The sequence below is a fragment of the Stenotrophomonas sp. Ste86 genome (genome assembly GCF_024519465.1).
Lineage (GTDB): Bacteria > Pseudomonadota > Gammaproteobacteria > Xanthomonadales > Xanthomonadaceae > Stenotrophomonas.
The window spans coordinates 71,524-98,339 of record NZ_JALJRW010000016.1 but is presented as its reverse complement, the minus strand read 5'-3'; the positions used below and the strand labels follow the sequence as shown (position 1 = coordinate 98,339).

Here is a 26,816-nt window from a genome sequence, read left to right as displayed (position 1 = left end):
ACCACAATCTAGCTGGCCGGCCGTGCGCCTTCTCCCCTCAGATGGGAGAAGAACCAAATAAAAAGCCCCGCCGACCAGGGGGAGGTCAGCGGGGCCGGGGAACGGGCGCTTGGGGAGTAGCCCCCGTTCCGAGATCTGCTCCAGGGGATGGGAGAGATCCACAACAGGCGTTGCGCCTGTCGAGGTCTATAAAAGCACCTCGAACATTGATAGTTCGTGAAGGGGCCCAATTAATGAAAGGGGTGTAGGGGAAACATTCATCCGAGAGTCAGTTAATCGGCCAGCAATGAACCGATTCAGCTGTTTTCCCGTGATTCCCGTCTCAGTGGGCCTCATCCCAGTTATCACCCACACCGGCGTCCACCACCAGCGGCACCCGCAACTTGGCCGAAGACGACATCAATTCGATCACCTGGGAACGCAAGGTTTCCAGAAAACTACTTTCGCTTTCGAACACCAGTTCATCGTGCACCTGCATGATCATCCGCGCCTGGTCGCCCTGTCCCTGCAGCCAGTCGTCCACCTTCACCATCGCGCGCTTGATGATGTCCGCTGCGGTGCCCTGCATCGGGGCGTTGATCGCCGCGCGTTCAGCCCCGGCGCGCAGGCCCTGGTTGCGGGCGTGGATGTCGTTCAGGTACAGCCGGCGGCCCTCCAGGGTTTCCACGTAACCCTGGTCGCGGGCCTGCTGGCGCATGCGCTCCATGAAGTCGCGCACGCCGGGATAACGGCTGAAGTACAGCGCCACGTAATCCTGGGCCTGGCCGCGGTCGATGCCCAGGTTGCGGGCCAGCCCGAACGCACTCATGCCGTACATCAGGCCGAAGTTGATCGCCTTGGCGGCACGGCGTTCGTTGGGGGTGACCTCGTCCAGTGCCCGCCCGAAGACCTCGGCGGCGGTGGCGCGGTGCACGTCCACACCCTGTTCGAAGGCGCGTACCAGCCCCGGGTCCTCGGACAGGTGGGCCATGATCCGCAGCTCGATCTGCGAGTAATCGCAGGCCAGGATCTTGCGCCCCGGCGGGGCGACGAAGGCGCGGCGGATGCGGCGCCCGTCCTCGGTGCGGATCGGGATGTTCTGCAGGTTCGGGTCGGAGGAGGAGAGCCGGCCGGTGGCGGCACCGGACTGGTGGTAGCTGGTGTGCACCCGGCCGGTGTCCGGATTGACCATCTCCGGCAGCTTGTCGGTATAGGTGCTGCGCAGCTTGGCCAGCCCGCGGTACTCCAGGATCACCCGCGGCAGCTCGTGCTGCTCGGCGATCGCCTCCAGCGCCTCTTCATTGGTGCTGGGCTGGCCCTTGGGGGTCTTCACCAGCGCCGGCAGCTTCAGTTCGTCGAACAGCACGGCCTGCAGCTGCTTGGGCGAATCCAGGTTGAAGGTGTGCCCGGCCAGTTCGGTGGCCTTCTGCTGGGCCGCCAGCATGCGTACGCCCAGATCCTGGCTCTGCCGACGCAGCTCGGCCATGTCGATGTGCACGCCGTTGGCCTCGATCCGGGCCAGCACCGGCACCAGCGGCATTTCGATGTCGCGGTACACCCGCTGCAGCGACGGCGCTTCCAGCAGCTGCGGCTGCAGTGCCCGGTGCAGGCGCAGGGTGATGTCGGCGTCTTCGGCGGCGTAGCGGCCGGCCTCGTCCAGGCCCACCTGCGAGAACGGGATCTGCTTGGCGCCCTTGCCGGCCACGTCCTCGAACTTGATCGTGGTGTAGCCCAGGTAGCGCATCGCCAGCGAATCCATGTCGTGGCGGGGGGCGGTGGAGTTGAGCACGAAGCTCTCGAGCATGGTGTCGTCGTGGTAGCCCTGCAGGTTCACGCCATGGCGGCGCAGCACGTGCAGGTCGTACTTGCCGTGCTGGCCGAGCTTCTTCTTGTCCGGGTTTTCCAGCACCGGGCGCAGCGCGGCCAGCACCAGCTCGATCGGCAGCTGCACCGGCGCACCGGGATAGTTGTGGCCCACCGGGATGTACGCGGCATGGCCGGGCTCGACCGCAAGGCTGATGCCGACCAGGTTGGCGCGCATCGCATCGAGCGCGTCGGTTTCGGTATCGAAAGCGATCAGCTCGGCCGCCTCGATGCGCTGCACCCAGGCATCGAGCTGGGCGGTGGTCAGCACCGTTTCGTAGTCACCCGGGGCCGACAGCGCCGGGTCGAGCGGCGCTGCCGCGTCGGCCGGGGCGCTGCGGGCGTAGCCGGCCGCAGTGCCACGCAGGCTCACCGCAGCGTCGCTGGCGGCCACTGCGGCCGCGGCCGGGCCACCCAGCTCCTTGAGCGCCTGGGTGAAGCCGTAGCGCAGGTACAGCTCGCCCAGCGTGGGCACGTCCGGATCGCGCAGGGCCAGCGTGCGCGGGCTGGCATCCAACGGCACGCTGGTGCGGATGGTGACCAGCTCGCGGTTGAGCGGCAGGCGCTCCAGCGCGGCGCGCAGGTTTTCGCCGATCTTGCCCTTCATCCCCGGCGCGGCCGCCATCACCCCGTCCAGGTGCTGGTACTCGGCCAGCCACTTGGCGGCGGTCTTGGGACCGCACTTCTCCACGCCCGGCACGTTGTCCACGGCGTCGCCCATCAGCGCCAGCAGGTCGACGATCTGGTCGGCGCGCACGCCGAACTTCTCCATCACCGCCGCGTCCGAATCCATGCGGCTGCCGGTCATGGTGTTGACCAGTTCGATGCCCGGACGCACCAGCTGCGCGAAGTCCTTGTCGCCGGTGGAGATGGTTACGTGCAGGCCGTCCTGGTGGCCCTGCAGCGCCAGCGTGCCGATCACATCGTCGGCTTCCACGCCGGGGATGCGCAGGATGCTCAGGCCGAGCGCTTCGACGATGCGGCACATCGGCTCGATCTGCGGGCGCAGCTCGTCGGGCATCGGCGGACGGTTGGCCTTGTAGTCGGCGTACAGGTCATCGCGGAAGGTCTTGCCGGGCGCATCGACTACGAACGCCACGTATTCCGGGCGCTCCTTCAGCGTGGCGCGCAGCATGTTGACCACGCCGAACAGCGCGCCGGTGGGTTCACCGTGGGCGTTGGTCAGCGGGGGAAGCGCGTGGAACGCGCGATACAGGTAACTGGACCCGTCAATCAGGACTAATCGGCTCATGTGACGATTCTACCCGCCCGGTCGCACGCGGTCCCTGCGCGGGCATCACGACCCATGGGGCATAATCCAGACCTCCCCGTACAAGGATCCTCGGCCCATGAAGACTCTGATGCTGGCTGGCCTGCTGTTGCTGGCCGGGTGCGCCACCACCGGCGGCGCGGGTTCGCCCCCGGTCGATGTCAGCGGTGCCGATGTCTCCAAGCGCACCCTGGACAACGGTGACACCGTCGAGGAATACCGCGTCGGCGGCCAGTTGCGCATGGTCAAGGTGAGCCCGTCGCGTGGCGCGGCGTACTACATGTACGACCGCAACGGCGATGGCCGCATGGACAGCGACAAGGACGGCGTCTCGCCGGTGTACTGGAAGCTCTACAGCTGGTGATGGCATACGCCGCGCTGCGGCCGCGCCCGGTGCTGGTACACCGCTTGCAGGCGCAGAAGTCTCCCCCGCCGTTTCATTTTCCCGCATGAATACGCCCGAACGCCGCCAGTCGCCCGATCCAGTCCAGTTGCGCGCCGGCCTCACCGCCGAGCAACGCAAGGCCGTGGAAACGCTGGAGCATTTCGGCTGGCAGCTGCGGTTCGTGCGCCGCCCGCTGTTCCGTGACCCGATCCCGGTGCTGTTCGACCGCGCGGGCGAGCGCTACGTGGTGCTGCAGCCGGACGGCAGCCTGGACGAATCGCAGACGTTGCAGCTGCGCGATTGATCCAGACGCGCCGCACCCGAGCCAGGTAGTGCCGGCCGCTGGCCGGCTCCTCGGTAAAACGTGACCTCGCCAGATACTGCCGGCCGCTGGCCGGCTCCTCGGGAAATCTGACGTCACCGGAAGCCGGCCAACGGCCGGCACTACCCGGTCGGTTCCTCAGCGGATCACCAGCACCGGCACGGTGCTGCGCGCGAGCACTTCGGCGGTCTGGCTGCCGAGCAGCACGCGGGTGACGCCGCGGCGGCCGTGCGAGGTCATCACGATCAGGTCGCTGCTGCGTTCGGTGGCGGTGTCGATGATGCCGTCGGCGGCGTAGCGGTCCAGCACGTGCACAACGTTGACGCGCAGGCCCTGTGCTTCAGCGGTAGCCTTGGCCGGGTCCAGCACCTTCTGCGCGGCCTCATCGCGGTCGGCCTTGTACTCGGGGCTGTTCATGTACCCCACGCTCCAGCCCATCGCGTCGTACATGCCCACCGCCCACGGCTCGGAAACGGTCACGATATCGACCTCGGCATTGAGGTCGCGGGCCAGCTCCAGGCCTTTGAGCAGCCCCTTTTCGGCCAGCTCCGACCCGTCGGTGGCAATCAGGATTCGCTTGTACATGGCAGGGCTCCGTCCACGGTGACAATGGGGTGGACACCATTGCACACCCGGTGTGGAGGCTGCGCCTTGCGCCAGATCAATCGCGCCGGGGCACGACCCGCGCCGGATTGCCGACTACGGTGGCACCGGCCGGCACGTCGCGGGTGACCACGCTGCCGGCACCGACCACCGCATCGTCGCCGATGCTCACCCCGGGCAGCACGATCGCGCCACCGCCGATCCAGACGTTGCGGCCGATCCGCACCGGCCTGGCCAACTCCAGCCCGTCGGCACGTGCGTGCGGATCGCGTGGGTGGTCGGCGGCATAGATCTGCACCGCCGGCCCGATCTGGGTGCCGGCGCCGATGCTGACCTCGGCCACGTCCAGGATCACGCAGTTGTAGTTGAGGAACACGCCCTCGCCGAGCTGGATGTGGCTGCCGTAGTCGCAATGGAAGGGCGGGCGAATCACGGCGCCCTCGCCCACCGCACCCAACCGCTCCCGCAGCAACGTGCGGCGCACCGCCGGCGATTCGGCCAGGGCGGCGTTGTAGCGGACCATCCAGTGTTTGGCGGCGGCCATCTCGGCCTGCAGTTCAGGGTCGCCCGGCCGGTAGGGTTGGCCGGACAGCATCTTTTCCTTTTCGCTCAGCGCCATGGTTGATTCCTGGTGTGGCTGCTGATGATGCCCCGCCGGCCGTGTTCCGGGTAGACGCGGCGGTGCGGCTGTCAGCGCAGGCTCATGCGCCGGCGGGGCAGGCGCGTGGCGGCAATCGCCGTCAGCCCCAGCACACCGGCAGTGGTCCAGAAGGGCCACGATGCCAGCAACGCGCACAGGCCGCTGGGGCGCGCTTCGCACCGCAGTCGCGCCAGGTCCAGGCCGCCCCCCGTCTGCAGGCAGGTGTAGGCGTGTTCGAACAGGGCCAGCACCGGCGCCGCCCAGCCGGCCGACAGTGTCAGCGCGACCAGAACAGCCAGCAGGTACGGAATTCCCTTGTTCATTTGCGCGCTCCCAGCGGACAGCGCCAGACTCTGGGCGCGGTGCGTGTGCGCCACAAGCGGCAGGCGACGAATCCGGTGAAATCCGGGATGAGTGCCGGACCCGGGCGGACGAGTCGCGGTCGATGAAGGCCGCACGGACCCGCCGTGCGCGCGCCCTGGCACTTCCAGCCGCGCAGCGGCAGGCGCTGGCGCTGGGTGCACTGAAAAGCTGGAGCAGCCACATCTTCCTGGCCAGCCTGTTCTGGGGCCTGTGGCTGCTGCCGTTCGGCGGGCGGGTGTGGCGCACGCGTGCCATCCCGCGCGTGCCCGGCGCGCTGCTGATGGTCGGCGGCGTGGGCGCTGTGCTCAGCGTGTTCGGCGAGCTGCTGATCCGCGGCTATGCAACCACGCTGCTGTCCGACTACGCCACCCTGCCGGCCTCGCTGGGCGAGATCGGCAGCGGTCTGTGACTGGTGCTGTTCGGCCTGGACTGGGAGCAGGTGCGTGGGGCGGCGCGAGCGGCCGATACGGAGTGAGCGTTGGGGTGCTTCGAACGGCAGCCGACCAACGGTCGGCTCTACGTGGATCCGGCACACCGTAGAGCCGACCGTTGGTCGGCTACCCGCAAACCCATGGCTTCACGGGGATCAGGCGATCTTCACCACGCGTGCGCCCTGGCACAGCGGATAGGTCGCGACCAGTTCGGCGATGCGCTCGCGCAGCGTCTCGAACGACACGCCGTAGAGGTACAGCGCGGTTTCGGTCGGTCCCTGCCACCAGCTGCAGATCTCGCCCACGCCTTCGATGCGCTCGACGATCTGCTCGAACACATAGTTCGAATCGCACTGCGCGTACACCTCGTCCGGCAGGTCGGTGCCGTTCAAGTACAGGGCCAGGCCTTCGGTGACGCCGAACGCCTGATCCGGCTCACCGGCACGTTGGATCAGCGAGCCCTTCGGCGCGCCCAGCTGTTCCAGCAGTTCGATCACCGCCGGCAGCGAAGCCGGATCGTTGAGCGCGATCTCGATATCCCCGTACTCCACTTCACCCTCATCGGACAACGCCGTGCCGCCGCCGGTGAGCTGGCCCAGGCCGGCATTTTCCAGCAACGCGTCGAGCGGATCCTCGAACAGCTCGTGGCGATGCTCGGGCTGGAGCTTTGCGTTCAACTTGACGGTGATGTGCATCGGCGAATCGGTCATGAAGCGGCCTGGGCTGGAGGAAAGGCCAACATTGTAGAGCCGAGCCATGCCCGGCTACGTAACAGGCAGCGCCGGTTGGACGGGACGATGGCACCGCGCAGAGCAGAGCAGAGCAGCCGAGCATGGCTCGGCTCTACCGCAGCAGCGGCGGTACCTTGCGTTCCAGCAACGCCACCAACGCCGGCTGCATGAAATCGTAGTCGTCGGGAATATCCAGGCAGACGATGCGCTTGCCGCCCAACCATGGCCGGAAACGGCTGGACAGGCGGCTGCGGTGGGCACGCTCCATGACGATGATCAGGTCGGCCCATTGCAGCAGCTCCGGGCTGACCGGCACGTCGGCATCGGGCTTGAGCCCGGCCGATGCGGTCTCCACACCCGGCCAATCGGCGAACACCTGCTCGGCCGTCGGGCTGCGCAGGCGGTTCTGGCTGCAGATGAAGAGGACGTGGCGCGTCATCCGTGGCGCGCCACCCTCAAATCACGGTCAGGTTGGCGTACGCCATCACCAGCCACTTGCTGCCGGCATCGGCGAACTCGACCTGCACGCGGGCATGCTGCCCATTGCCTTCGTAGTCGGTGACCATGCCTTCGCCGAACTTGGGATGGTTGACCATCGCACCCAGCTTGAGCGGCGGCGCTTCCAGCGCGGCGTGCCCCATTACCCGGTTGGCGCCCAGCGAGGCGGTGCGCGAGACCTGCACCTTGGGCCGTACTTCATTGAGCAGCTCGCGCGGGATCTCGCGCAGGAAGCGCGAGGGCACGTTGTAGTTTTCCTGGCCGTGGATGCGGCGCGACTCGGCGTAGCTGAGCACCAGCTTCTGGCGCGCGCGGGTGATGCCCACGTAGGCCAGGCGACGCTCTTCTTCCAGCCGGCCACTCTCTTCCAGCGAGCGTGCGCTCGGGAACAGGCCATCTTCCATGCCGGCCAGGAACACGATCGGGAACTCCAGGCCCTTGGCCGAATGCAGCGTCATCAGCTGCACGCCCTCCTCGCCGGCCTGGGCCTGGCCTTCGCCAGCCTCCAGCGAGGCGTAGGACAGGAACGCGACCAGCTCGCTCATGGTCTCGCCGGTTTCTTCGATGTCGTCTTCGCGGCGCACGAACCGCGAGGCCACCGAGACCAGTTCGTCCAGGTTGTCCGCGCGCGATTCCGAATCCAGCGCGTTGCGGCTTTCCTTGGACCAATGTTCGCGCAGGCCCGAGCGCACCAGTACATGGTCGATGCGTTCGGCCAGGGTCATCTCGCCGGCTTCGCCGTGCAGTTGGTTGACCAGGGTCAGGAACCCGGCCAGCGCATTGCGTGCGCGTGCGGCCAGTTCGTTGCCCTGGGTAGTGAGCATGGTGGCCTCCCACAGCGAGATCGCGTGGGTGCGCGCCAACCGGCGCACTTCATCCAGGGTGCGGTCGCCGATGCCACGGGTGGGCGTGTTGACCGCACGCTCGAAGGCGGCGTCATCGTTGCGGTTGGTCATCAGGCGCAGGTAGGCCAGCGCGTCCTTGATTTCGGCACGCTCGAAGAAGCGCATGCCGCCGTACACGCGGTACGGGACCTGTTCGGAGATCAGGGCTTCTTCGAAGGCACGCGACTGCGCGTTGCTGCGGTAGAGCACTGCGGCATCACCGTAGCTGCCGCCGTCGCGCACCCACTGGCGCGCGCGTTCGACCACGTAACGCGCCTCGTCCATTTCGTTGTAGGCCGCGTACAGGTCGATCGGATCGCCGTCGCCGCTATCGGTCCACAGTTCCTTGCCGATACGGTCCGGGTTGTGCGCGATCACCGCGTTGGCCGCGCCCAGGATGTTGGCGCTGGAGCGGTAGTTCTGCTCCAGCCGCACGGTCTGCGCGCCGGGGAAATCCTTCAGGAAGCGCTGGACGTTCTCGACCTTGGCGCCGCGCCAGCCGTAGATGGCCTGGTCATCGTCGCCGACCACGAACACGTGGCCGCTGTCACCGGCCAGCACGCGCACGAAGGCGTACTGGATGGCGTTGGTGTCCTGGAACTCGTCCACCAGGATCTCGCGGAAACGCGAGCGATAGTGCGCCAGCAGCGCCGGGTTGTCGCGCAGCAGTTCATGCGCGCGCAGCAGCAGTTCGGCGAAGTCGACCAGGCCGGCGCGGTCGCAGCGCTCCTGGTAGGCGATGTAGGCCTGGCGCATGGTTTCCAGCCACGCATCGTGCGGCTCGGGCTGGATGTGCTGCGGGCGACGACCTTCGTCCTTCTGCTCGTTGATCCACCAGGCGATCTGCTTGGGCGGATGCTTGCTGTCGTCGATCTCCAGCTGTTGCACCACGCGTTTGACCAGGCGCAGCTGGTCATCCGAGTCGAGCACCTGGAAGCTGTCGGGCAGCTTGGCGTCCTGGTAATGCAGGCGCAGCAGGCGGTGGGCCAGCCCGTGGAAGGTGCCGATCCACGCGCCGCGGCTGCCTTGGGGCAGCTGCAGGTCGATGCGGTGGCGCATCTCGCCGGCGGCCTTGTTGGTGAAGGTCACCGCGAAAATGCCATGGGTGGGCACGCCGCAGACTTCATTCAGCCAGGCGATGCGGTGGATAAGCACGCGGGTCTTGCCGGAACCGGCACCGGCAAGCACCAGATGGTGGCCGGGCGGGGCGGACACAGCTTCGCGCTGGGCGGGGTTGAGCCCGTCGAGCAAGTGGGAGACATCCATCGGGCTATTTTACGCCCTCCGCGCCCTCCCTGCGTCAGGGCTTGCGGCCGGCAGCCTCGTCCTTCAGGCGCGCGTCCAGCTGGGCGCGTCCGTTCTGCGCGTAACGCCGGCAGGCCCCCGCGTCCATCAATGGCGGCGTGCCATCGCCCGCCAGACGGGCGAACAGATCGCTGCCCAGCGGATGCGGCGTCACGTGGATGTCGCAGGGCAGCGCGGCAAGGGTGTCCAGGCCGCGGCCGAATGCGGCCACCATCTTCGGATGATCCAGGTAGCGGTACTGCGCATCGGAGATGGCACTGACGCTGTCGGTGTAGGCGATGTCCAGGCAGCGTGCGCCCTCGCAGGAACGCCATGTCCAGCTGGTGCCGCCGGGGGTGTGGCCCGGCGTGGCATGCGCGGTCAGCGCCAACGGACCAACACGGACCACCTCGCCGTCGCCGATCACCGCGACGTCGGCCACGGGCGGAAAGGTCCCACCCGGTTCGAGGTACTGCGGGTCGCTGCGGTCGCTCCTGCCCTTGCGCAGCGTGGCAACCGCCGGTGCACGCGCCAGCAGCGGGGCACCGGTGGCCGCCTGCAGGTGGGCCAGGCCGGCGGCATGGTCGGAGTGTTCGTGCGAATTCACCAGGTACTTCACCGCGTGCGGATCGAAGCCCAGTGCACGGATGTTGGCCTCGATCAGGGGACCGGCCGCCACGGTGCCCCCGTCGATCAACACATGCCCCTGGTCGGACGTCACCAGCACCGCCGACAGCCCGCAGGTGCCCACATACCACGTGTTGCCGAAGATGCGCCGTGGCGGGGCGCGATCGTTCCAGCCGTCCATGACGCTGGCACCGGCCGGGCAGGCCGGAATGTCATCGACTGCCCTGGCCACGGGCGGCGCGGCGCTGGCCGGCGCGCCGGTTACGGCGGCATCGGCACTGTCTGCTGGCCGGCAGGCGGACAGCAGCATGCCTGCACCCAGTACGACCAGTAGACGGCGCGTCACCGCCTGGGCACGGAGACCGCGTGGGGCGTTCAGGTCGAAGGTGGACGTCATGCGTACTCCCGGTCTGAAAGGCAGCAGCCTAGATCGGTATGCGCACCGTCACCAATGCGAAGATCGAGACAGAGGCATGAGCCCTTTCAATACCTCGCGTCAGCCGATACCGCGAGGTGTCGCAGCTGGCCCACCTACGCAGGGCATCGGCCCAGCGCGCGCGCGGCGGCCTGCTGCGCCTGCACCCGCAATTCCGGAATGGCCAGACTTTCCCACAGCGTACCGATGCGCAGGCTGCCCACCACCTGCACGTCGGGATGCGGCTGGCCGTTGGCCCCGAGCAGTTCAGCATGCGCCACCGAGGTATCCAGCCCAAGCCCGTGCGGACCCGGGCGCGCGTGGCCATTGGCGAGCAGTTGCTGGACCAGGGGATTGCGCATCGCGATGGCGCGGGTTTCCACGCCGGTAGCGTTGATCAACGCACTCACCTGCAGGGGCGCCAGGCCGCCATCTGCGCCATGCGCGTGCACCTGCAGGGTGCCGTCCAGCACCAGTACCGTGTCCAGCCGCGCGCGATGCCGTTGCAGCTGTCCGGACTGTTCCAGCGCGTCCACCTGCGCCTCTACCTGTTCGGCGATGCGGTGGCGATGCACGTCCCAGTAGCGCACCACATGGCGCAGGAAACGGCGCTGGTCGGCCGCCTCCAGGCTCAACCACAGGGCCTGTCCGAGCGCACGGATCCGGTCCATCACGCTCTGCCACGGCAGGCCCTGTGCGACCGCATCGCGTGCGTGACCGCGCAGCGCGCGCAGCTTCTGCCGCAATGGCATGGCCAGCAACGGCTGCGGATCGAACGTGGCCGCGCCGCCGTGCGCGTGCGCCAACGGCAGCAGCGCGTGACGGGACAGCACGTGGATGCGGCCACGATGCCCGGCGTTGGCCAACGCCACCACGCTGTCGGCCATGCTCAGGCCCGAGCCGATGATGGCCAGGTCGCCATCGCCGGCCAGCAGGCGCACGCCGTCGTAATCCCAGGCATCCACGACCTTGCCCGGCGGCAGCGCCTCGGCGCCGGGCACCGGCAACGGGCGCATGCTGTTGCCGCAGGCCAGCACCACCTGGCGTGCCTGCCACTGCTCGCCATTGGCCAGCGAAAGATGCCGGGTGTTCGACGCCGGCTGCAGACCGATCACCGCCTCGTGCACCACGCTCAGGCGTGCCGGGCTGGCCGCCTGTGCCTGTTCCAGCCGGGCCTGCAGGTACGTCGCATAGAAGCGTCGCGGCACATACTCGGCCGCAAGCGCCTCACGCGACAGCGCGGGGAACGCATCGACCTGCTGCAGGTAATCGATGAAATCCTCGGACGCCTCGGGCAGCCCACTCATCTTGCCGGCCGGCACGTTGAGCAGGTGCTCCGGCCACGGCGTGGCATAGGCGATGCCCTGGGCCAGCACCGAGGCCGGTTCGAACAAGGCGATGTGCACCGCGCGGGTGGCGCTGCGCAGGGCATGCAGCGCGACCAGCGCGCCGGCCGCACCGCCGCCGACGATGGCCAGGTCGCACTGGCGGTGGGAATCGGATGCGCTCATGCGGGTATTGTAGGCGATGCCTGCGCGCACGCTGGCCACACGCTCACATCAACGCATCGGCCAGGCGCGCGATGCCTTCGCGACTGCGCCGCCACGCCGGACGCTGGCGCCAGGTGTCCAGCTCGAGGTGGCGCGATTGCAGCAGGTAGTCGCTTTCGATCTCCAGCAGCTGGGCGACGATGCCGGTGTCGTAACAGAGCATGCCGATCTCGGCGTTGAGCGCGAACGAACGGATGTCCAGGTTGATCGAGCCGACCAGCGCGATGTCCTCGTCCACGGTGAGGTGCTTGGCATGCAGGAAACAGGGCTCGTACAGCGCGATGCGCACGCCACAGCGCAGCAACTCATCGTAATAGGCCTCCTGCGCCCACGCGGTGAGCCGCTGGTTGCTGCTGGCCGACAGGATCAGCTGCACCTGCACGCCGGACAGTGCGGCGATGCGCAACGCGCTGAGCGTGGCTTCATCGGGCACGAAGTACGGGGTGACCAGCACGATCCGCCGCCGCGCCAGATGGATCAGCGCGTTGACCGCATCGCGCGCATTGCTGAAGGGATAGGCCGGGCCGCTGGGCAACAGCTGGGTGGCGACGTCAGCCGAGCACACCGGCACGGCGGTCATCACGTCCAGGCGCTGGCCGGTTTCCATGTACCAGTCGCTGGCGAACACCGCCTCCAGGTGCGCCACGCCGGGGCCGCGCACGCGCGCGACCAGTTCCTTGTTGGGAAAGCCCGGGACGAACTCCGGCTGGGCCAGGTTCTGCGAGCCGATGTAGCCGACGCGGTTGTCGATCACCGCGATCTTGCGGTGGTTGCGCAGGTCCATGCGTCCGCTGCGGCGCCAGCGCAGGCCACCGGGCAGCATCGCGCGCACGTCCACGCCCAGTGCCTGCAGGCGGCGTCGATAATGGCGCAGGCCGCGTTTGGCGCCCACCGCGTCCAGCAGCAGGCGGCAGTGCACGCCGCGCGCGGCGGCACGCTGCAATGCCTGCACGATCGCCTCGCCCACCGCATCGTCGAACATCAGGTAGTACAGCAGGTGGACGCGCTCGCGGGCCTGGTCGATATCCTCGATCAACGCCTGCAGCGAGGCCTGGTAGTCGCTGTGCAGGTCCACGGCGTTGCCGTGGATGGGCATGAAGTCGCCCTGCCGCTCGATCAGCGGCACGATCTCGGCGGTGGCGGTGTTGGGCACGGGCGTCCAGCGCAGCGGGGGCTGCAGCGCCTGCTCTTCGCGGATCACCTGCGAGGCTTCGGCCTGGCGCTGCACGCGCTGGCGCGACAACCACGGGTGGCCGAACAGCAGGTACAGCGGCAAGCCGAGCAGTGGCACGAAGCCGACCAGCAGCAACCAGCTGCGTGCCGCACCGGGCGTGGTGCGGGTGGGTATCCAGAACAGCGCGGCCAGCCGGATCACCCAATCCAGCATCAACAACCAGGAGCCCAGCATCCACTCGAACAGCATCGCGTCGCCCGTCGGGAGGTATCGATCCATTCTGACATGCCCGGTGTATGCACCCGGTAGTGCCGGCCGCTGGCCGGTTGCTCGTCAATTCGGTCGGAGCCCCATCGCGCCTGCCATGAAAAAAGTTCTTCTTCCATTGGAAGGGAGCATCTGGTTCCAAAGGACGTCGCAGATGGCACGCGGCGATATGCGCGTGGCCGGGATTGCAGGTGCGTTTGGATCGGCTGGCGTCTCCGATCGGGTCTGCCGCGCGCGTGAGGGCCCCTTCGCGGCCGGTAGGCCCCTGGTGCAAATGTCCCCCGGCCTGGCGGCCTCCTCCTTTATTTTGCCCAGGAGCCTACCGACCGCGAAGGGGCTCGGCTTGCGGTACGCAGGGGGAAGCCAGGGTTTTCTTGCCTTGGTCGGTGGGTCGGGCGCTGGGCCCCCATGCCCTTGGAGGCGAAATAAAGGAGGAGGCCGCATCGCGGCCGGGGGACATTCGCCGGAAAGGGCATGGGGGCCCAGCGCCCGACCCACCGACCGCCGCGCCAGAAAAAGTTAACAACGCGCGCCGTCCTTGCTACGCGGTTGGAAAAAGAACCAAAAAAAACCCGCCACGAGGGCGGGTCTTTTTCGGGGAAGCTCAAGCATCCTTGCGGATTACTTGATCTTGCCTTCCTTGTACAGGACGTGCTTGCGCACGACCGGATCGTACTTCAGGAATTCCATCTTCCCGGGGGTGTTCTTCTTGTTCTTGTCCGTCGTGTAGAAGTGGCCAGTGTTGGCCGTCGAAATCAGACGGATCTTGTCGCGCTTGCCTGCCATGATTATTTACTCCTCAGACCTTTTCGCCGCGCGCACGCAGCTCAGCCAGAACGGAATCGATACCGTTCTTGTCGATGGTGCGCAGGGCATGCGCGGAAACACGAAGCTTGACCCAGCGGTTTTCGCTGGCAACCCAGAAGCGGCGCTCGTGCAGGTTGGGCAGGAAACGACGACGGGTCTTGTTGTTGGCGTGCGAGACGTTGTTACCCGTCTGCACTCGCTTGCCGGAAACTTGGCATACGCGGGACATTGCGCACCTCGATGAAAGTAATTGTCAGCCCATAGCCCGGGCGACGGCGGCCTCGGCGGTTTCCCGCCACACGTCATGAGAATCAAAGGGTTACGCTGTCGAGGGCGGGCCGGATGACGTGTTCCCGGCCACCGATCCAAAGGTTTCTGGACACAGCGAGCCGCGCATTATGCCGCAGCCCAAGGGCCGGCGCAAGTTGTCCACAGGGCGCGCCCGGCCCGCCTGTTCGCGCCGCCGCTGCACCGGGGCGGCAATACTGGCCCTCCCCCACCCGGACCCCACCCATGCGGCTGCTCGCCCTGACCTATGGCACCGAAGGCGACACCCGCCCCCTGGTGATGCTCTGCCATGGCCTGATCGCCGCCGGCCACGAAGTGCTGCTGCTGGCCGAAGGCGACACCCTCGGCAGCGCGCGCGACCTGGGGGTGCCGCACGCGGCGTTGGAAGGGGACATCCATGACGAGGTGGTGGCGCTGGTATCGCGCGGCAACGACACCCTGGCCGCCTCGCGCGGGCTGGCACGGATGGCCCGCCAGCACGTGCCGGCGTGGATGCGCCAGGCCGACGCGGTGGCCGCCGGCTGCGATGCGGTGCTGACCGGCGGGCTCGCCGCGTTCGTGGGCATGTCCGTGGCCGAACGCCACGGCCTGCCGGTGATCGGCACCGGCATGATCCCGCTCACCCCCACGCGCGCGTTCCTGTCCCCGTTCCTGCCACGGCTACGCCTGCCCGGCGCGCTCAACCGGCTCAGCTACACGCTGGTCAACCAGGCGGTCTGGCGGACGTTCCGCGGGCCGATCAACCGCGCCCGAAACGCGCTGGGCATGCCGCCGCGACGCACGCTCTGGCGCGACCTGCCGATGCTGTACGGCATCTCACCCAGCCTGCTACCGCCGCCCACGGACTGGCCCGCCGACCACCGCATCTGCGGGCAATGGCGCGCCCCGGACCTGGCGTGGCAACCGCCGGCGGACCTGCAGGCCTTCCTCGACGCCGGACCGGCGCCGGTGTACCTCGGCTTTGGCAGCATGACCGGCTTCGACCGCGACCATGTGCTGCCCGCCCTGCTGCAGGCGCTGGCACCGCGCCGGGTGCTGCTGTTTCCCGGCTGGGCCGGAGTGCCCAGCGGCACTCTGCCGCCGCAGGTGTTCGTGGTCGGCCCCACCCCGCACGAGGCGCTGTTCCCGCGCTGTGCGCTGGTGATCCACCACGGCGGCAGCGGCACCACGCACTCGGCCTGCCGCGCCGGCGTGCCCTCGCTGGTGATGCCGTTCGCCGCCGACCAGTCCTTCTGGGCGGCGCGGTTGCAGCAGTTGGGGGTAGCACCGGCAGCGTTGTCGCCGAAGCGGCTGGATCACGACACCCTGGCAAACGCGATTGGTTTCGTCGAACGCGCCGGGACCCGTGAGCGGGCGGCTGCACTTGGCAGGGGGATGGAAAGCGAAAACGGCGTGGCCAACGCAGTCGATCTGATCGACCGGCAGTTGGTGGGAATACCTACTCGACAACAAGGTTGAACCGCCATGAAAGAGTGTGACCCGGTCATTTGACCTCCCCGGCAGGGGCTGCCGTAATGGACGCACGACCCCGCCCTCGCCGTCGTCATTCAGTTGGCTAAACGGCTTGGGACGAAAAAACCGCCGTAAGGCGGTTTTTTCATGCCCGAAGGAACGTGTGCATGATCAACGCAACCGCCGTCTACATGGATGGCTACAACTTCTACTACGGCCGTATCCGGGGAACGCGCTATAAGTGGATCGACAGGGTGGCGCTGTTCCACCGCTTGCTCCACGAACAGGATCCTGAGTCCCAGGTGACGTTGGTCAGGTAGTTCAGCGCGTTCTGCCTGGCCCGGTTCTCGACGCATGGCAATGCATCGACCATCGCCCAGGACTGCTTCCTGCGCGGGCACGAGGCCCGACATGGCGCCCGCTTCCAGAAAACGATGGGGACACACACGCATGATCGCAGCGGAACAAAGATGCCGCGTTATGTCGATGGCGTAGCGTTCGATCGCAACGACCGCGTGAAAGTATGGAAGCTCGAGGAAAAGCAGACCGATGTGAACATTGCACTGGCAATGTATCGGGATGCGGCTTCCGGAGCGTTCTCGCAGTTGGTCGTGTGCTCCAACGACAGCGACGTGGAACCCGTGCTGCGTGCGATCAAAGCAGATTTTCCCCACATCCGGCTCGGAGTGACTACGCCAAGACGTCCTCCAGAGGACGGCGCAGTCTCCCACCGGAACATGATGTCATCGCTATCGGCGAATGCGCACTGGGCGCGGAACCACATTCGCGACGAGGAACTGGCAGCATGCCAGCTGCCAGATCGCATCCGGACCGGGAAAAAGCCCATCGACAAGCCGTCGCATTGGTGACGCCGCCTTTGGCGTCGGCATGGCGGCACGCGGCAAGGCGTGCCGCCGTTCGATTCAGGCCGGTCCAGCCTCTTCCTTCCGATGCAACCACCGGTACAACACCGGCAGCACCAGCAACGTCAGCAACGTGGACGACACGATGCCGCCGATCACCACCGTGGCCAACGGACGCTGCACCTCCGAGCCGGCGCCGACGTTGAAGGCCATCGGCACGAAGCCCAGCGAGGCCACCAGTGCGGTCATCAGCACCGGACGCAGGCGGCCGAGCGCGCCGTCGCGCACCGCGTCGGCCAGCGGCAATCCGCTATCGCGCAGGCTGCGCACGAAGCTGATCATCACCAGGCCATTGAGCACCGCCACGCCGGAGAGCGCGATGAAACCGACGCCCGCGGAGATCGACAGCGGGATCCCGCGTGCGGCCAGTGCAAGCACGCCGCCGGTCAGTGCCAGCGGTACGCCGCTGAACACGATCGCGGCATCCTTGACCGAACCAAAGGCCCAGAACAGCAGCGCGAAGATGATGATCAGGGTCAGCGGCACCACGATCGCCAGGCGCTGGCTGGCCGAGATCAGCTGCTCGAAACTGCCGCCGTATTCGATCCAGTAGCCGTTGGGCACCTGCACGTCGCGGCCGATGGTCTGCTGCAGCTCGGTGACGAAACCGCCCAGGTCTCGGTCGCGCACGTTGGCGGTGACCACGATGCGACGCTTGCCGTTCTCGCGGTTGATCTGGTTCGGCCCTTCGCTGTTGCCCAGCGTGGCCAGCTCGCGCAACGGGACGGTACGCGCACTGCCGCTGCTCCAGCTGCCGCTGCGGCTGGATTCGTCGGCGTCGCCGGCCAGCGCGGTCTCCAGCGATACCGGCAGGTCGGCCAGCGCGGCCGGGTCCTGGCGTAACGCTTCGGGCAGGCGCACGACGATGTCGAAGCGACGGTCGCCTTCGAACAACTGTCCCGCCACTTGGCCACCGACGGCAGTGGCCACGGTCGACTGCACCTGGCCCGGGTTGAGCCCGTAGCCGGCCAGCGCGGCCCGGTTGGGGGTGACGGTGAGCAGCGGCAGGCCGCTGGTTTCCTCCAGCCGCACATCGGCCGCACCGGGCACCTTGCCCGCCACCGCCGCAATGCGCTGGCCCACCGCCAGCAGCGTGTCCAGGTCATCGCCGAACAGCATCACCGCCACGTCCGCCCGCACACCGGAGATCAGCTCGTTGGTACGCATCTGGATGGGCTGGGTGAACTCGTAGTTGTTGCCCGGCAACTGCTCCACGGCTTCTTCCAGTTCGCCCAGCAATGCCGCGCGCGACTTGCGCGGGTCCGGCCAGTCCTTGCGCGGTTTCATCATGATGAAGGTATCGGCCACCGACGGCGGCATCGGGTCGGAGGCTACCTCGGGCGTGCCGATCTTGGAGAACACCTTGTCCACTTCGGCGAACTGCACCAGCCGGTTTTCGATCTGCTTCTGCATCTGGATCGACTGGGTCAGGCTGGTGCCGGGGATGCGCATGGCGTGCATGGCGACATCGCCCTCATCCAGGTTGGGCACGAATTCGCTGCCCAGCCGGGTGGCCAGCAGGCCGCAGCCCACCACCAGCACCAGTGCACCGGCCACCATCCAGCGGCCGCGACGCAGCGAGAACGCCAGCAGCGGTTCATAGCGCCGGCGCACCCAGGCCATCAGGCGGTTTTCCTTCTCCTGCACGTGCCCGCCGAGGAACAGCGCGATCGCCGCCGGGACGAAGGTCAGCGCCAGCACCATCGCACCGGTCAGTGCCAGCACCACGGTGATCGCCATGGGATGGAACATTTTTCCTTCCACGCCGGACAGCGCGAAGATCGGCAGGTACACCGCGGTGATGATGCCCAGGCCGAACAGACTGGGACGGATCACCTCGGCAGTGGCGCTGGCGGTTTCGGCGAAACGTTCGGCGCGGGTCATGTCACGGCCGAGGGCGTGCTGGCGTTCGCCGAAGCGACGCAGGCAGTTCTCGATGATGATCACCGCGCCATCGACGATCAGGCCGAAGTCGAGCGCGCCCAGGCTCATCAGGTTGGCCGACACGCCGCCGCGGGCCATGCCGGTCAGCGTGAACAGCATCGCCAGCGGAATCACCGCCGCGGTGATCAGCGCGGCGCGGAAATTGCCGAGCAGCAGGAACAGCACCACGATCACCAGCAGCGCACCTTCGACCAGGTTCCTGGCCACGGTCTCGATGGTGCGGTCCACCAGCGCGGTACGGTCGTAGCTGGCGGTGACGGTGACGCCCGCGGGCAGGCTCGCCTGCGCCTGCTGCAGCCGCGCCGCCGCGGCCTGGGCGACATCGCGGCTGTTGGCGCCGATCAGCATCACCACCGTGCCCATCACCACCTCGTGGCCGTTCTGGGTGGCCGCACCGCTGCGCAGCTCCGGCCCATCCTTGACCTCGGCCACGTCATGCACGTGGATCGGCACGCCTTCGCGACGGGCCAGCACGATGTTGCCGATCTCCTCCAGGTTGGCCACCTGGCCGGGAATGCGCACCAGGAACTGCTGGCCGTTGCGCTCGATGTAGCCGGCGCCGACGTTCTGGTTGTTGGCTTCCACCGCCTGCGCGACGTCTTCCAGGGTGAAGCCGAGCGCACGCAGCCGCGCCGGGTCCGGGGTGATATGCACCTGGCGCTGGAAGCCGCCAATCGTGTTGACCTCGGTAACACCGGGCACATTGCGCAGCTGCGGCCGGATCACCCAGTCCTGCAGGGTGCGCAGGTCGGTGGCGGTGTAGGGCGTGCCATCGGGCTTGCGTGCCTTGGGATCGGCGTCGATGGTGTACATGAAGATCTCGCCCAGGCCGGTGGAGATCGGGCCGAGCTGCGGGTCCAGGCCGTCGGGAATCTGCGATTTCACCTGCTGCAGGCGTTCGGCCACCTGCTGGCGGGCGAAGTAGATGTCGGTACCGTCCTCGAACACCACGGTGACCTGCGACAGCCCGTAACGCGACAGCGACCGCGCCTGCTCCATGCGCGGCAGCCCGGCCATGACCGTTTCCACCGGGTAGGTGATGCGTTGTTCGGTCTCCAGCGGCGAGTAGCCGGGCGCGGCGGTGTTGATCTGCACCTGGACGTTGGTGATGTCCGGGGTGGCGTCGATGGGCAGCGTGGTGAAGCTCCAGATGCCGACCGCGACCAGCACGGCGGTGAGGGTCATCATCAACCAGCGATGGGCGATGGAGGCGCCGATGATGCGTTCAAGCATGGGAGCGTCCTCCGCGGTGCGACGCGCGCGGCACGCGATCAATGCTCATGCGATGCCCCCGCCTTGCCGATGTCGGCCTTGACCACGTAGCTCTGTTCGACCACGACGTCTTCGCCCGCCTTCAGCCCCCCGGTCACTTCGACCTGGCCGGCATCGCGCGCGCCGAGGCTGACCGCACGCGCGGTGTAGGTATCGCCGGCGCGCACGAACACCACGTCCTTGCCGTCCATGCTCTGCACCGCACCGAGCGGCACCACCAGTGCGGCCGGCTTGGTCGCCACCACGATGCGTGCCTTGACCGCCGCACCGGGCCGCCACAGGCCATCGTCGTTGCGCAGCGTGGCGCGGGCGACGGTGCTCTGGCTGGCGGTGGCGGTGCCGGGCAGCACGCGTTCCAGCGTGGTGGTCTGGCTGACACCGTCGGTCATGCGCGACACGGTGACCGGGACGCCGGCGGTGATGTGCTGGGTATCGTTGCCGAAGATATGCAGGTCCACCCACAGCGTGGACAGGTCGCCGATTTCGAACAACGCCGTGCCCTCGCCCGCCACGCCGCCAACCTGCGCTTGCCGCGCCAGCACCACGCCGGCAATCGGCGCGCTGACGGTGTAGGTGGTCAGGCTGAGGTTGCTCTCGATGCTGGCCAGGACCTGGCCGGCGCGGACGCTGTCGCCGACGTTGGCGCGCAGCGAACGGATCGGGCCGGGGAAGCGCGCCATCACCTGCGCCACGCGGCCATCGACGGGCGTCAGCAGACCCTGCACGTCGTGTTCGTCGGCGATGGTGCCGGCGGCGACCGGGGCCACGCGGATACCCGCCTGTTCGGCCATGGCCGCGGCGATGGTGGTGCGCTCCGGCGCGTCATGGTCGTCTTCGCCATCGCTGTGGCCCGCTTCGGCGTGCCCTGGGTCGATGTCGGCGGGGCCGGCTGCAGGGGCGTCCTTGCCGCAGCCGGTCAGGGCCAGTGCAGCGAGCAGGAACGTGGCGGCCAGCGCGATGCGGTGTGCGGAACGGTTCATCGGCGGTCCTCCGTGGACGCGTGGGGCGTGGGGGTGTCGCTGGCGGCGACCATGCTTTGGCCGGTCAGGCGCTGGATTTCGATCAACGCGGTCTGGGCGGCGATGGCCGCATCGAGCTGGCGTTGGCGCGCGTCGATGCGCATGGCCTGCAGCTGCGCCCATTCCATGTAGCTGATGGCGCCGGCGCGCCAGGCCTTCTCGGCGGCGTTTTCGGCGCGCTTGAGCTGCGGCAGCACATCGCGCGCCATGCGCGTGACTTCCAGCTGCGCGGTCAGGTAGCGCCCGTGCGCCTCGGCCAGCGTGGCGTACAGCTGCAGGGCGCGTGCGTCGCGTTCGACGCTGTTGAGCGCCAGCTCGGCCTCGGCGGCGCGGATCTCCGGCGCGGCACGCGCGACGCTGCCCAGCGGCAGGCTGAAACCGGCCACGAAGGCGCTGTCGCGGCTGTCGCGGTTGTTGCGGACCCCGACCTGCCAGCTGAGATCCGGCCGCGCGGCGGTGCGCGCCAACTGGACCTGCGCCTCGCGGATGCGCCGTTCACCGGCCAGTACCGCCAGTTCCGGGGTGCGCTGCAGTTCCTCGGCCAACACCGCAAAGTCCTGCAGGGCCGGCAGCTGCATGGGGTCGCCGGTGACCACGTCGAAGCCGGGATCGCGTTGCCGCCAGAGCGCGGACAGGGCGGCACGTGCGGACTGGTCGGCCTGGCGGGCCCGATCGCGGTCCAGTTCGGCCTGGGCCAGCATGGCCTGTGCGGTCAGCAGCACCGATTCGGGCGAGGCGCCGGCCTGCAGGCGCAACCGCGCGGCGGCGACCGCGCGCTTGCGCTGCTCGATGTCGGTGGTGGCGATGCCCAGTCGCTGGCGCGCCTCGGTGATGGCGAGGTAGCGGCGGGCGACCTCGGCCAGCAGGTCCAGGCGTGCGGTCTCGCGCTGCGGCGCCAGGCTGTCGATGTTGGCCTGGGCCACTGCACGCCGCGCGTCCAGCTTGCCGCCACGTTCCAGCACGCCGGCCAGGGTGACGGTCAGCTCGGCAGTACGGAAGCCGCTGGCATCGCCGGTGCCGAGCGCGTTCTCAAGCTCGACGCCGACGGTGAGCGGCGGCGTCAGCGCCGCCGCATCGCGGCGGGCTTCCCAGATCGGGCGCTGCGCGTCGGCCAGGCGCAGGTCGGGGTGATAGTGGGCGACGCGCGCGATGGCGGCGTCGAGGGTCAACGGGTCAGGCGTATCCGTACCCTGCGCATACACGCACGGCACGAACGCAACGACAGCCAAGGCTGCCATGCGCATCCACATGGGGGACTCTCCAGATAGCGGTTCAGATGGACAACGGCGGGGCGTGGCCGCAAGGCATCAGGACGCTATCGGGGGGCGCAGCAGGCTCTCGGGCGGCTGGGTGCGCAACTGCGCGGTCAACCCGACCGGCACGCTGTGCGCGGGCGCGGTGGGCAGCAGCCACGGCAGCGAGGCCATCGGCAGGACGCCGCCATGACCATGGCAATGCCCGCAATGGACCAACGCGTGCAACAGGTCACCGTCACTCGCATCGGGATCATTGCTGTCCGGAGTGGCCGCATCGGTGGGCGCAGCATCGGTATGCAGGCTGATGTGGATGTCGGCCAGTGCCGAGGCCGTCGCCGTGCCGAACACGCCCAGGCCGACCGCGACCAGCATCAGCAGGCGCAGCAGCAGGGACGAATGCGGGCGGGCAGAACGGAACATGCCGGCAGGGTAGCCGGCGGCTTGCGCGTTACACAATCGCAGCCGCCGGCATGGGTTCACCTTGGCGGGGTCTGCCGTGGCGCGGCCGACCCCGTTGTACTCAGCCAGCGGCCTTGCGCTGGGCGATGTACGCCTGGATCTGCTGCTCCAGCACCGGCAGCGGCACCGAGCCCTGCTGCAGCACGGCATCGTGGAAGCCCTTCACGTCGAAGCGGTCGCCCAGTTCCTTTTCGGCCTGGGCGCGCAGGCGCACGATCGCGATCTCGCCCAGCTTGTAGCTCAGCGCCTGGCCCGGCCAGGAGATGTAGCGGTCCACTTCGGTGGTCACTTCATGCTCGCTCAGCGCGGTGTGGTCGCGCAGGTAGGCGATGGCCTGCTCGCGGGTCCAGCCCTTGTGGTGCACGCCGGTGTCGATCACCAGGCGCGCGGCGCGCCACATTTCGTAGGTCAGGCGGCCGAAATCCTCGTACGGGGTTTCGTAGATGCCCATCTCCACGCCGAGCTTCTCGCAGTACAGGCCCCAGCCCTCGCCGTAGGCGGAAATGTAGGCGGTGCGGCGGAACTCGGGCTGGTCGCCGTGCTCGGCGGCCAGCGCACCCTGCAGCGCATGGCCCGGGTCGGACTCGTGCAGGGTCAGCGCCGGCAGGTTGTACAGCGGTCGCGCCGGCAGGTTGTAGGTGTTGAGCCAGTAGGTGCCCATGCCACCGCGCCCGGCAGTCCAGAACGGGGCGATGTCCGGCGGCACCGGCACGATGGTGAAGCGCGCGCGCGGCAGGGTCATGTACTTGCCGATCACCCCGTCCACGCGCTTGGAGATCCACGCGGCGCGATACAGCAGCTCGTCCGGGGTCTTGGCGTAGAACTGCGGGTCGGTGCGCAGGAAGGTGAGGAACTGCGCGAAGCTGCCCTTGAACTGGACCTGCTTGATGATCGCGTTCATTTCCTCCTGGATGCGCGCCACTTCCTTCAGGCCGATCTCGTGGATCTGCTGCGGGGTCAGGTCCAGCGTGGTGTATTGGTGGATCTGCTGCTTGTAATACGCCTCGCCACCGGGCATCGCCTCGGCCGCCAGCGTGGTGCGCGCCTGCGGCACGTACTCGCTGACGAAGAACGTGCGCAGCTTGCCGAACGCCGGCACCACGCTGTCGCTGATGGCCTGGCGCGCCTGCGCCTGCAGCTGCGCCTGCTCGGCGGCGGGAATGCTGGCCGGCAGCTTCTTGAACGGTGCATACAGCGGTGAGGCGGTCGGGTCCTTGAGTTCGGACACGGTGGCGATGGAGACCTCGCGGCCGTCCAGCACCGCGCGCGGCACGCTGAAGCCGCGCTTGAGCCCGGCGCGCATGTTCTCGGTCTGCTGGTCGAAGTAACGCGGCACATCGTTGAGGCGCGCGATGTAGTTGCGGTAATCCGTCGCGGTCTTCATCTCGCGGCGGGCCATGAACGACAGGCTCGACCAGAACGAGGAGTCGGCGTTGAACGGCATTTCATAGCCGCCCAGCCGCACCTCGGCGGCCAGGTTGAACACCTGGTCGCGGTAGATGGCGTAGTTGATCTGGTTGTCCGGCGACAGCGCCTTGCGGTCGACCTTGTCCAGCTGGGCCAGCACGTCGTCCCAGACCTTCAGCCGCGCCTGCTGGGCGGCCTCGCCCACGTCGGGCATGCGGGTGGCGTTGGCCGGGCCGTCTTCATCCTCGCTGGCCGCACCACCGCCGTCCTGGCGCCACTTCCATTCCTTCTCGTAGATGGCGCGGAACTGCGCATCGGCGGGGCTTTCAGCAGCCAGGCTGGCCGGGGCGGTGGTCGGTGCGGCCGGCGCAGCGGCCAGGGCGGCGCCGGCAGGAAGGGCCAGGGCGAGCAGCAACGCGGTGACGAGCGGTGATTTCACGATCAGGGGTTCCCGGGAGACGGCAAACCCCGATGATGGCACCCGGCGGCGGCCCTGCGCATGGTTCAAAGGTCCTGCCGGGCCCCATGAACCTGGGGTGGCATTGACGGAACGCGTTCCGTCGCCCCGCCCTAATGCGCCGCCTTGTCCCGCTTCCACCCACGGTGGGCGATATCCAGCTTCAGGCTGTACAGCGCGGTGAACGCCGGGAACAGGTTCTGCAATACACCCACCGAGTCCTGCTTGGCCGAGAACAGGAAGTAGCTCAGGGTCATCAGGCTACCGACCACGCTCATGTACCAGAACAGGCGCGGGATCACCGGCTTGCCGGCGCGTTTGGAGGCCACGAACTGCACCAGCCAGCGGCCGCCGAACATCAGCGCGCCGGTATAGCCGATCAGCTTCCAGCCGGTCACGTGCAGGCCGGTCCAGTACAGCCAGGTCAACGGTTGGTCGAGCCAGTGCAGCTCCATCAGCGTTCTTCCACGGCGGTGCGCTTGCTGCGCGTGATCAGCCAGGCCACCCCACGCAGGTCGCGGATGCCGACCAGCGCCCGGCCCAGGTTGTTGTACTTGGACACCCCGGCGGTGCGGTGGCGGTGGTTGACCGGCACGCTGACGGTCTTCCAGCCGGCACGCTGCATCAGCGCGGGCAGGTAGCGGTGCATGTGGTCGAAGTACGGCAGGTCCAGGAACGCGGCGCGTTCGAACAGCTTGATGCCGCAGCCGGTGTCGGGGGTGTCATCGCGCAGCATGCGCGCGCGGATCGCGTTGGCCCACTTGCTGGCCCAGCGCTTGCTGCCCGAGTCCTGGCGGTTGACCCGCCAACCGGCGAACAGCTTGACCTCCGGGGCGGCGGCCGCACGTGCGGCCAGCAGCTTGGGGATGTCGGCCGGATCGTTCTGCCCGTCGCCGTCCAAGGTGGCGATCCACGGCGCGCGTGCATGCTTCACCCCGGTGCGCACGGCGGTGCTCTGCCCGCTCTGGTTGATGTGGTGCAGCACCCGCAATCCCGGGTTGGCGGCCTTGAGCCCCTGCAGCACGGCCAGGGTGTCATCGCGCGAATGGTCGTCGATGTAGACGATCTCGAAGTCGATCCGTCCGCGCAGGGCGGCGGTGATCTCCTCGATCAGGGGGGTGACGTTGTCGCGTTCATTGAAGACCGGGACGACGACCGACAACTGGGGTTGGCTCATGGTCGGGCTCTGCGAAGGGCCGGGATCGAAAAAGAGCGCGCATTTTCCGCTCCCGAGGTTATCCGAAGATGAATTGGGAGATGTGTGTCAGGCGTGATCGCCGAAATAGTCGCGGCACCAGGCCACCACGGGCGGCAGGCCCTGCTCGATCGGCGTGGCCGGTTCATAGCCGAATGCGTCATGGGCGCGACGGGTGTCGGCCATGGTGCGGACCATGTCGCCGGGCTGCATCGGCTTGTAGACCTTGTGCGCCGGGCGTCCTGCGGCCGCCTCGATGATCCCGATGAAATGCTCCAGCTCGATCGGCGTGTGGTTGCCGAGGTTGAATACACGGTGCGGCACGTCCTCGCCGGACGGATGCGCCAGCGCGCCGAGGATACCGGCCACGATGTCGGAAACATGTGTGAAATCGCGCTGCATTCTTCCGTCGTTGAACACATCGATGGGGCGTCCGGCCAGCACTGCGCGCGAAAACAGCAGCGGCGCCATGTCCGGACGGCCCCACGGACCGTACACGGTGAAGAAGCGCAGGCCGGTGGCATGCAGGCCATACAACTGCGCGTAGGTGTAGGCCATCAGTTCGTTGGCTGCCTTGGTGGCGGCATACAGCGAACGTGGCTTGTCGATGCGCTGGTCTTCGGAGAACGGCGGCGTGGCCGAGTCGCCGTAGACCGAGCTGCTGGAGGCATACACCAGGTGCGCCACGCCGCGATGCCGGCACAGCTCGAGCATGTTGACGAAGCCGACCAGGTTGCTGTCGACGTAGGCGTACGGATTTTCCAGCGAATAGCGCACGCCGGCCTGCGCGGCCAGGTGGATCACGCGGGTCGGCTTGACCTCATCGAACAGCGCGGCCAGGCCGTCCCGGTCGGTGAGGTCGAGCACGCGGATATCGGCATCCGGGCACAGCGCGGCCACGCGGTCGCGCTTGATCTGCGGGTCGTAGTAGTCGTTGTAGTTGTCCAGCCCGACCACCGTTTCACCGGCATCCAGCAGGGCACGCAGGGTGTTGGCGCCGATGAAGCCGGCGGCGCCGGTGACAAGAACGGTCATGGCAGGGTCCTGGAAA

Annotated in this window: 25 protein-coding genes and 1 pseudogene; 6 read left to right on the top strand and 20 right to left on the bottom strand. The window is 67.9% G+C overall.

Annotation, left to right across the window (positions count from 1 at the left end; all coding sequences use genetic code 11):
- Positions 1 to 322 precede the first annotated feature (322 nt).
- Positions 323 to 3,094, bottom strand: coding sequence for a DNA polymerase I (gene polA / locus NR101_RS14360; RefSeq protein WP_256777749.1), 2,772 nt, complete (start codon positions 3,092 to 3,094; stop codon positions 323 to 325).
- Between the two features lie 97 nt (positions 3,095 to 3,191).
- Between polA and NR101_RS14355 the strand changes: the two genes are divergently transcribed.
- Entirely contained in the window at positions 3,192 to 3,476 is a 285-nt protein-coding gene (locus tag NR101_RS14355; RefSeq protein WP_256777550.1) for a DUF2782 domain-containing protein, read from the top strand.
- 85 nt (positions 3,477 to 3,561) lie between these two features.
- Positions 3,562 to 3,801 (top strand): hypothetical protein, encoded by a 240-nt coding sequence (locus tag NR101_RS14350; RefSeq protein WP_256777548.1) that lies wholly within the window; start codon positions 3,562 to 3,564, stop codon positions 3,799 to 3,801.
- Positions 3,802 to 3,957: 156 nt separating this feature from the next.
- Here the strand turns inward: NR101_RS14350 and NR101_RS14345 are convergent, their stop codons facing one another.
- The 3 genes from NR101_RS14345 to NR101_RS14335 all read right to left on the bottom strand — a co-directional run bounded on the left by NR101_RS14345 (position 3,958) and on the right by NR101_RS14335 (position 5,385).
- Positions 3,958 to 4,404, bottom strand: a complete 447-nt coding sequence (locus NR101_RS14345) for a universal stress protein (RefSeq protein WP_256777546.1) — start codon at positions 4,402 to 4,404, stop codon at positions 3,958 to 3,960.
- Positions 4,405 to 4,480: 76 nt separating this feature from the next.
- Complete coding sequence (locus tag NR101_RS14340) at positions 4,481 to 5,041, bottom strand: sugar O-acetyltransferase (RefSeq protein ID WP_256777545.1); 561 nt, start codon at positions 5,039 to 5,041, stop codon at positions 4,481 to 4,483.
- Positions 5,042 to 5,112: 71 nt separating this feature from the next.
- Positions 5,113 to 5,385 carry a hypothetical protein gene (locus NR101_RS14335; RefSeq protein ID WP_256777544.1) on the bottom strand — a complete coding sequence of 91 codons (273 nt, stop codon included), beginning with the start codon at positions 5,383 to 5,385 and terminating at the stop codon, positions 5,113 to 5,115.
- Between the two features lie 122 nt (positions 5,386 to 5,507).
- On the opposite strand from NR101_RS14335, the gene NR101_RS14330 reads away from it, so the two are divergent.
- Positions 5,508 to 5,834 (top strand): DUF4386 family protein, encoded by a 327-nt coding sequence (locus tag NR101_RS14330; RefSeq protein WP_256777543.1) that lies wholly within the window; start codon positions 5,508 to 5,510, stop codon positions 5,832 to 5,834.
- 177 nt (positions 5,835 to 6,011) lie between these two features.
- Here NR101_RS14330 and NR101_RS14325 read toward each other — a convergent pair whose 3' ends face one another.
- The 8 genes from NR101_RS14325 to rpmB all read right to left on the bottom strand — a co-directional run bounded on the left by NR101_RS14325 (position 6,012) and on the right by rpmB (position 14,322).
- Positions 6,012 to 6,566 (bottom strand): hypothetical protein, encoded by a 555-nt coding sequence (locus NR101_RS14325; RefSeq protein ID WP_256777542.1) that lies wholly within the window; start codon positions 6,564 to 6,566, stop codon positions 6,012 to 6,014.
- Between the two features lie 133 nt (positions 6,567 to 6,699).
- Positions 6,700 to 7,026: a low molecular weight protein tyrosine phosphatase family protein gene (locus tag NR101_RS14320; protein WP_256777541.1), complete on the bottom strand. Its 327-nt coding sequence runs from the start codon at positions 7,024 to 7,026 to the stop codon at positions 6,700 to 6,702.
- A 16-nt stretch (positions 7,027 to 7,042) separates the two neighbouring features.
- Complete coding sequence (gene uvrD, locus NR101_RS14315) at positions 7,043 to 9,235, bottom strand: DNA helicase II (RefSeq protein WP_256777540.1); 2,193 nt, start codon at positions 9,233 to 9,235, stop codon at positions 7,043 to 7,045.
- A gap of 34 nt (positions 9,236 to 9,269) precedes the next feature.
- On the bottom strand, positions 9,270 to 10,277 hold the full coding sequence (gene bla / locus NR101_RS14310) for a subclass B3 metallo-beta-lactamase (protein WP_256777539.1): 1,008 nt from the start codon (positions 10,275 to 10,277) through the stop codon (positions 9,270 to 9,272).
- 134 nt (positions 10,278 to 10,411) lie between these two features.
- Entirely contained in the window at positions 10,412 to 11,824 is a 1,413-nt protein-coding gene (locus tag NR101_RS14305; RefSeq protein ID WP_256777554.1) for an FAD/NAD(P)-binding protein, read from the bottom strand.
- Between the two features lie 25 nt (positions 11,825 to 11,849).
- Entirely contained in the window at positions 11,850 to 13,268 is a 1,419-nt protein-coding gene (cls, locus tag NR101_RS14300; RefSeq protein ID WP_256777553.1) for a cardiolipin synthase, read from the bottom strand.
- Between the two features lie 639 nt (positions 13,269 to 13,907).
- Positions 13,908 to 14,075 carry a 50S ribosomal protein L33 gene (gene rpmG / locus NR101_RS14295; RefSeq protein WP_172407465.1) on the bottom strand — a complete coding sequence of 56 codons (168 nt, stop codon included), beginning with the start codon at positions 14,073 to 14,075 and terminating at the stop codon, positions 13,908 to 13,910.
- A gap of 10 nt (positions 14,076 to 14,085) precedes the next feature.
- Positions 14,086 to 14,322, bottom strand: coding sequence for a 50S ribosomal protein L28 (gene rpmB, locus NR101_RS14290; protein ID WP_005411638.1), 237 nt, complete (start codon positions 14,320 to 14,322; stop codon positions 14,086 to 14,088).
- A gap of 284 nt (positions 14,323 to 14,606) precedes the next feature.
- Here rpmB and NR101_RS14285 point away from each other — a divergent pair, with 284 nt between their 5' ends.
- The 3 genes from NR101_RS14285 to NR101_RS14275 all read left to right on the top strand — a co-directional run bounded on the left by NR101_RS14285 (position 14,607) and on the right by NR101_RS14275 (position 16,702).
- Complete coding sequence (locus NR101_RS14285) at positions 14,607 to 15,839, top strand: glycosyltransferase (protein ID WP_256776288.1); 1,233 nt, start codon at positions 14,607 to 14,609, stop codon at positions 15,837 to 15,839.
- 161 nt (positions 15,840 to 16,000) lie between these two features.
- Complete coding sequence (locus NR101_RS14280; RefSeq protein ID WP_256776289.1) at positions 16,001 to 16,153, top strand: hypothetical protein; 153 nt, start codon at positions 16,001 to 16,003, stop codon at positions 16,151 to 16,153.
- A 150-nt stretch (positions 16,154 to 16,303) separates the two neighbouring features.
- Positions 16,304 to 16,702 (top strand): NYN domain-containing protein, encoded by a 399-nt coding sequence (locus NR101_RS14275; RefSeq protein ID WP_256776290.1) that lies wholly within the window; start codon positions 16,304 to 16,306, stop codon positions 16,700 to 16,702.
- Here NR101_RS14275 and NR101_RS14270 read toward each other — a convergent pair.
- From NR101_RS14270 to NR101_RS14235, 8 genes and pseudogenes are all read right to left on the bottom strand, one after another.
- A pseudogene (locus NR101_RS14270) lies at positions 16,697 to 19,933 on the bottom strand (CusA/CzcA family heavy metal efflux RND transporter); the annotation flags it as partial. The gene NR101_RS14275 and the pseudogene NR101_RS14270 overlap by 6 nt on opposite strands.
- A gap of 38 nt (positions 19,934 to 19,971) precedes the next feature.
- On the bottom strand, positions 19,972 to 20,952 hold the full coding sequence (locus NR101_RS14265; RefSeq protein WP_256776292.1) for an efflux RND transporter periplasmic adaptor subunit: 981 nt from the start codon (positions 20,950 to 20,952) through the stop codon (positions 19,972 to 19,974).
- Complete coding sequence (locus NR101_RS14260; RefSeq protein WP_256776293.1) at positions 20,949 to 22,241, bottom strand: TolC family protein; 1,293 nt, start codon at positions 22,239 to 22,241, stop codon at positions 20,949 to 20,951. The genes NR101_RS14265 and NR101_RS14260 overlap by 4 nt, the downstream gene beginning before the upstream one ends.
- 57 nt (positions 22,242 to 22,298) lie before the next feature.
- On the bottom strand, positions 22,299 to 22,667 hold the full coding sequence (locus NR101_RS14255) for a DUF2946 family protein (protein WP_256776294.1): 369 nt from the start codon (positions 22,665 to 22,667) through the stop codon (positions 22,299 to 22,301).
- A gap of 100 nt (positions 22,668 to 22,767) precedes the next feature.
- Positions 22,768 to 24,552, bottom strand: coding sequence for a DUF885 family protein (locus NR101_RS14250; protein ID WP_256776295.1), 1,785 nt, complete (start codon positions 24,550 to 24,552; stop codon positions 22,768 to 22,770).
- A gap of 131 nt (positions 24,553 to 24,683) precedes the next feature.
- Complete coding sequence (locus NR101_RS14245; protein WP_256776297.1) at positions 24,684 to 25,025, bottom strand: lipid-A-disaccharide synthase N-terminal domain-containing protein; 342 nt, start codon at positions 25,023 to 25,025, stop codon at positions 24,684 to 24,686.
- Positions 25,025 to 25,747, bottom strand: a complete 723-nt coding sequence (locus tag NR101_RS14240) for a glycosyltransferase family 2 protein (RefSeq protein WP_256776298.1) — start codon at positions 25,745 to 25,747, stop codon at positions 25,025 to 25,027. The genes NR101_RS14245 and NR101_RS14240 overlap by 1 nt, the downstream gene beginning before the upstream one ends.
- 87 nt (positions 25,748 to 25,834) lie before the next feature.
- A complete protein-coding gene (locus tag NR101_RS14235; protein WP_256776299.1) occupies positions 25,835 to 26,800 on the bottom strand; it encodes an NAD-dependent epimerase/dehydratase family protein in 966 nt (321 codons plus the stop codon).
- Positions 26,801 to 26,816: the final 16 nt, after the last annotated feature.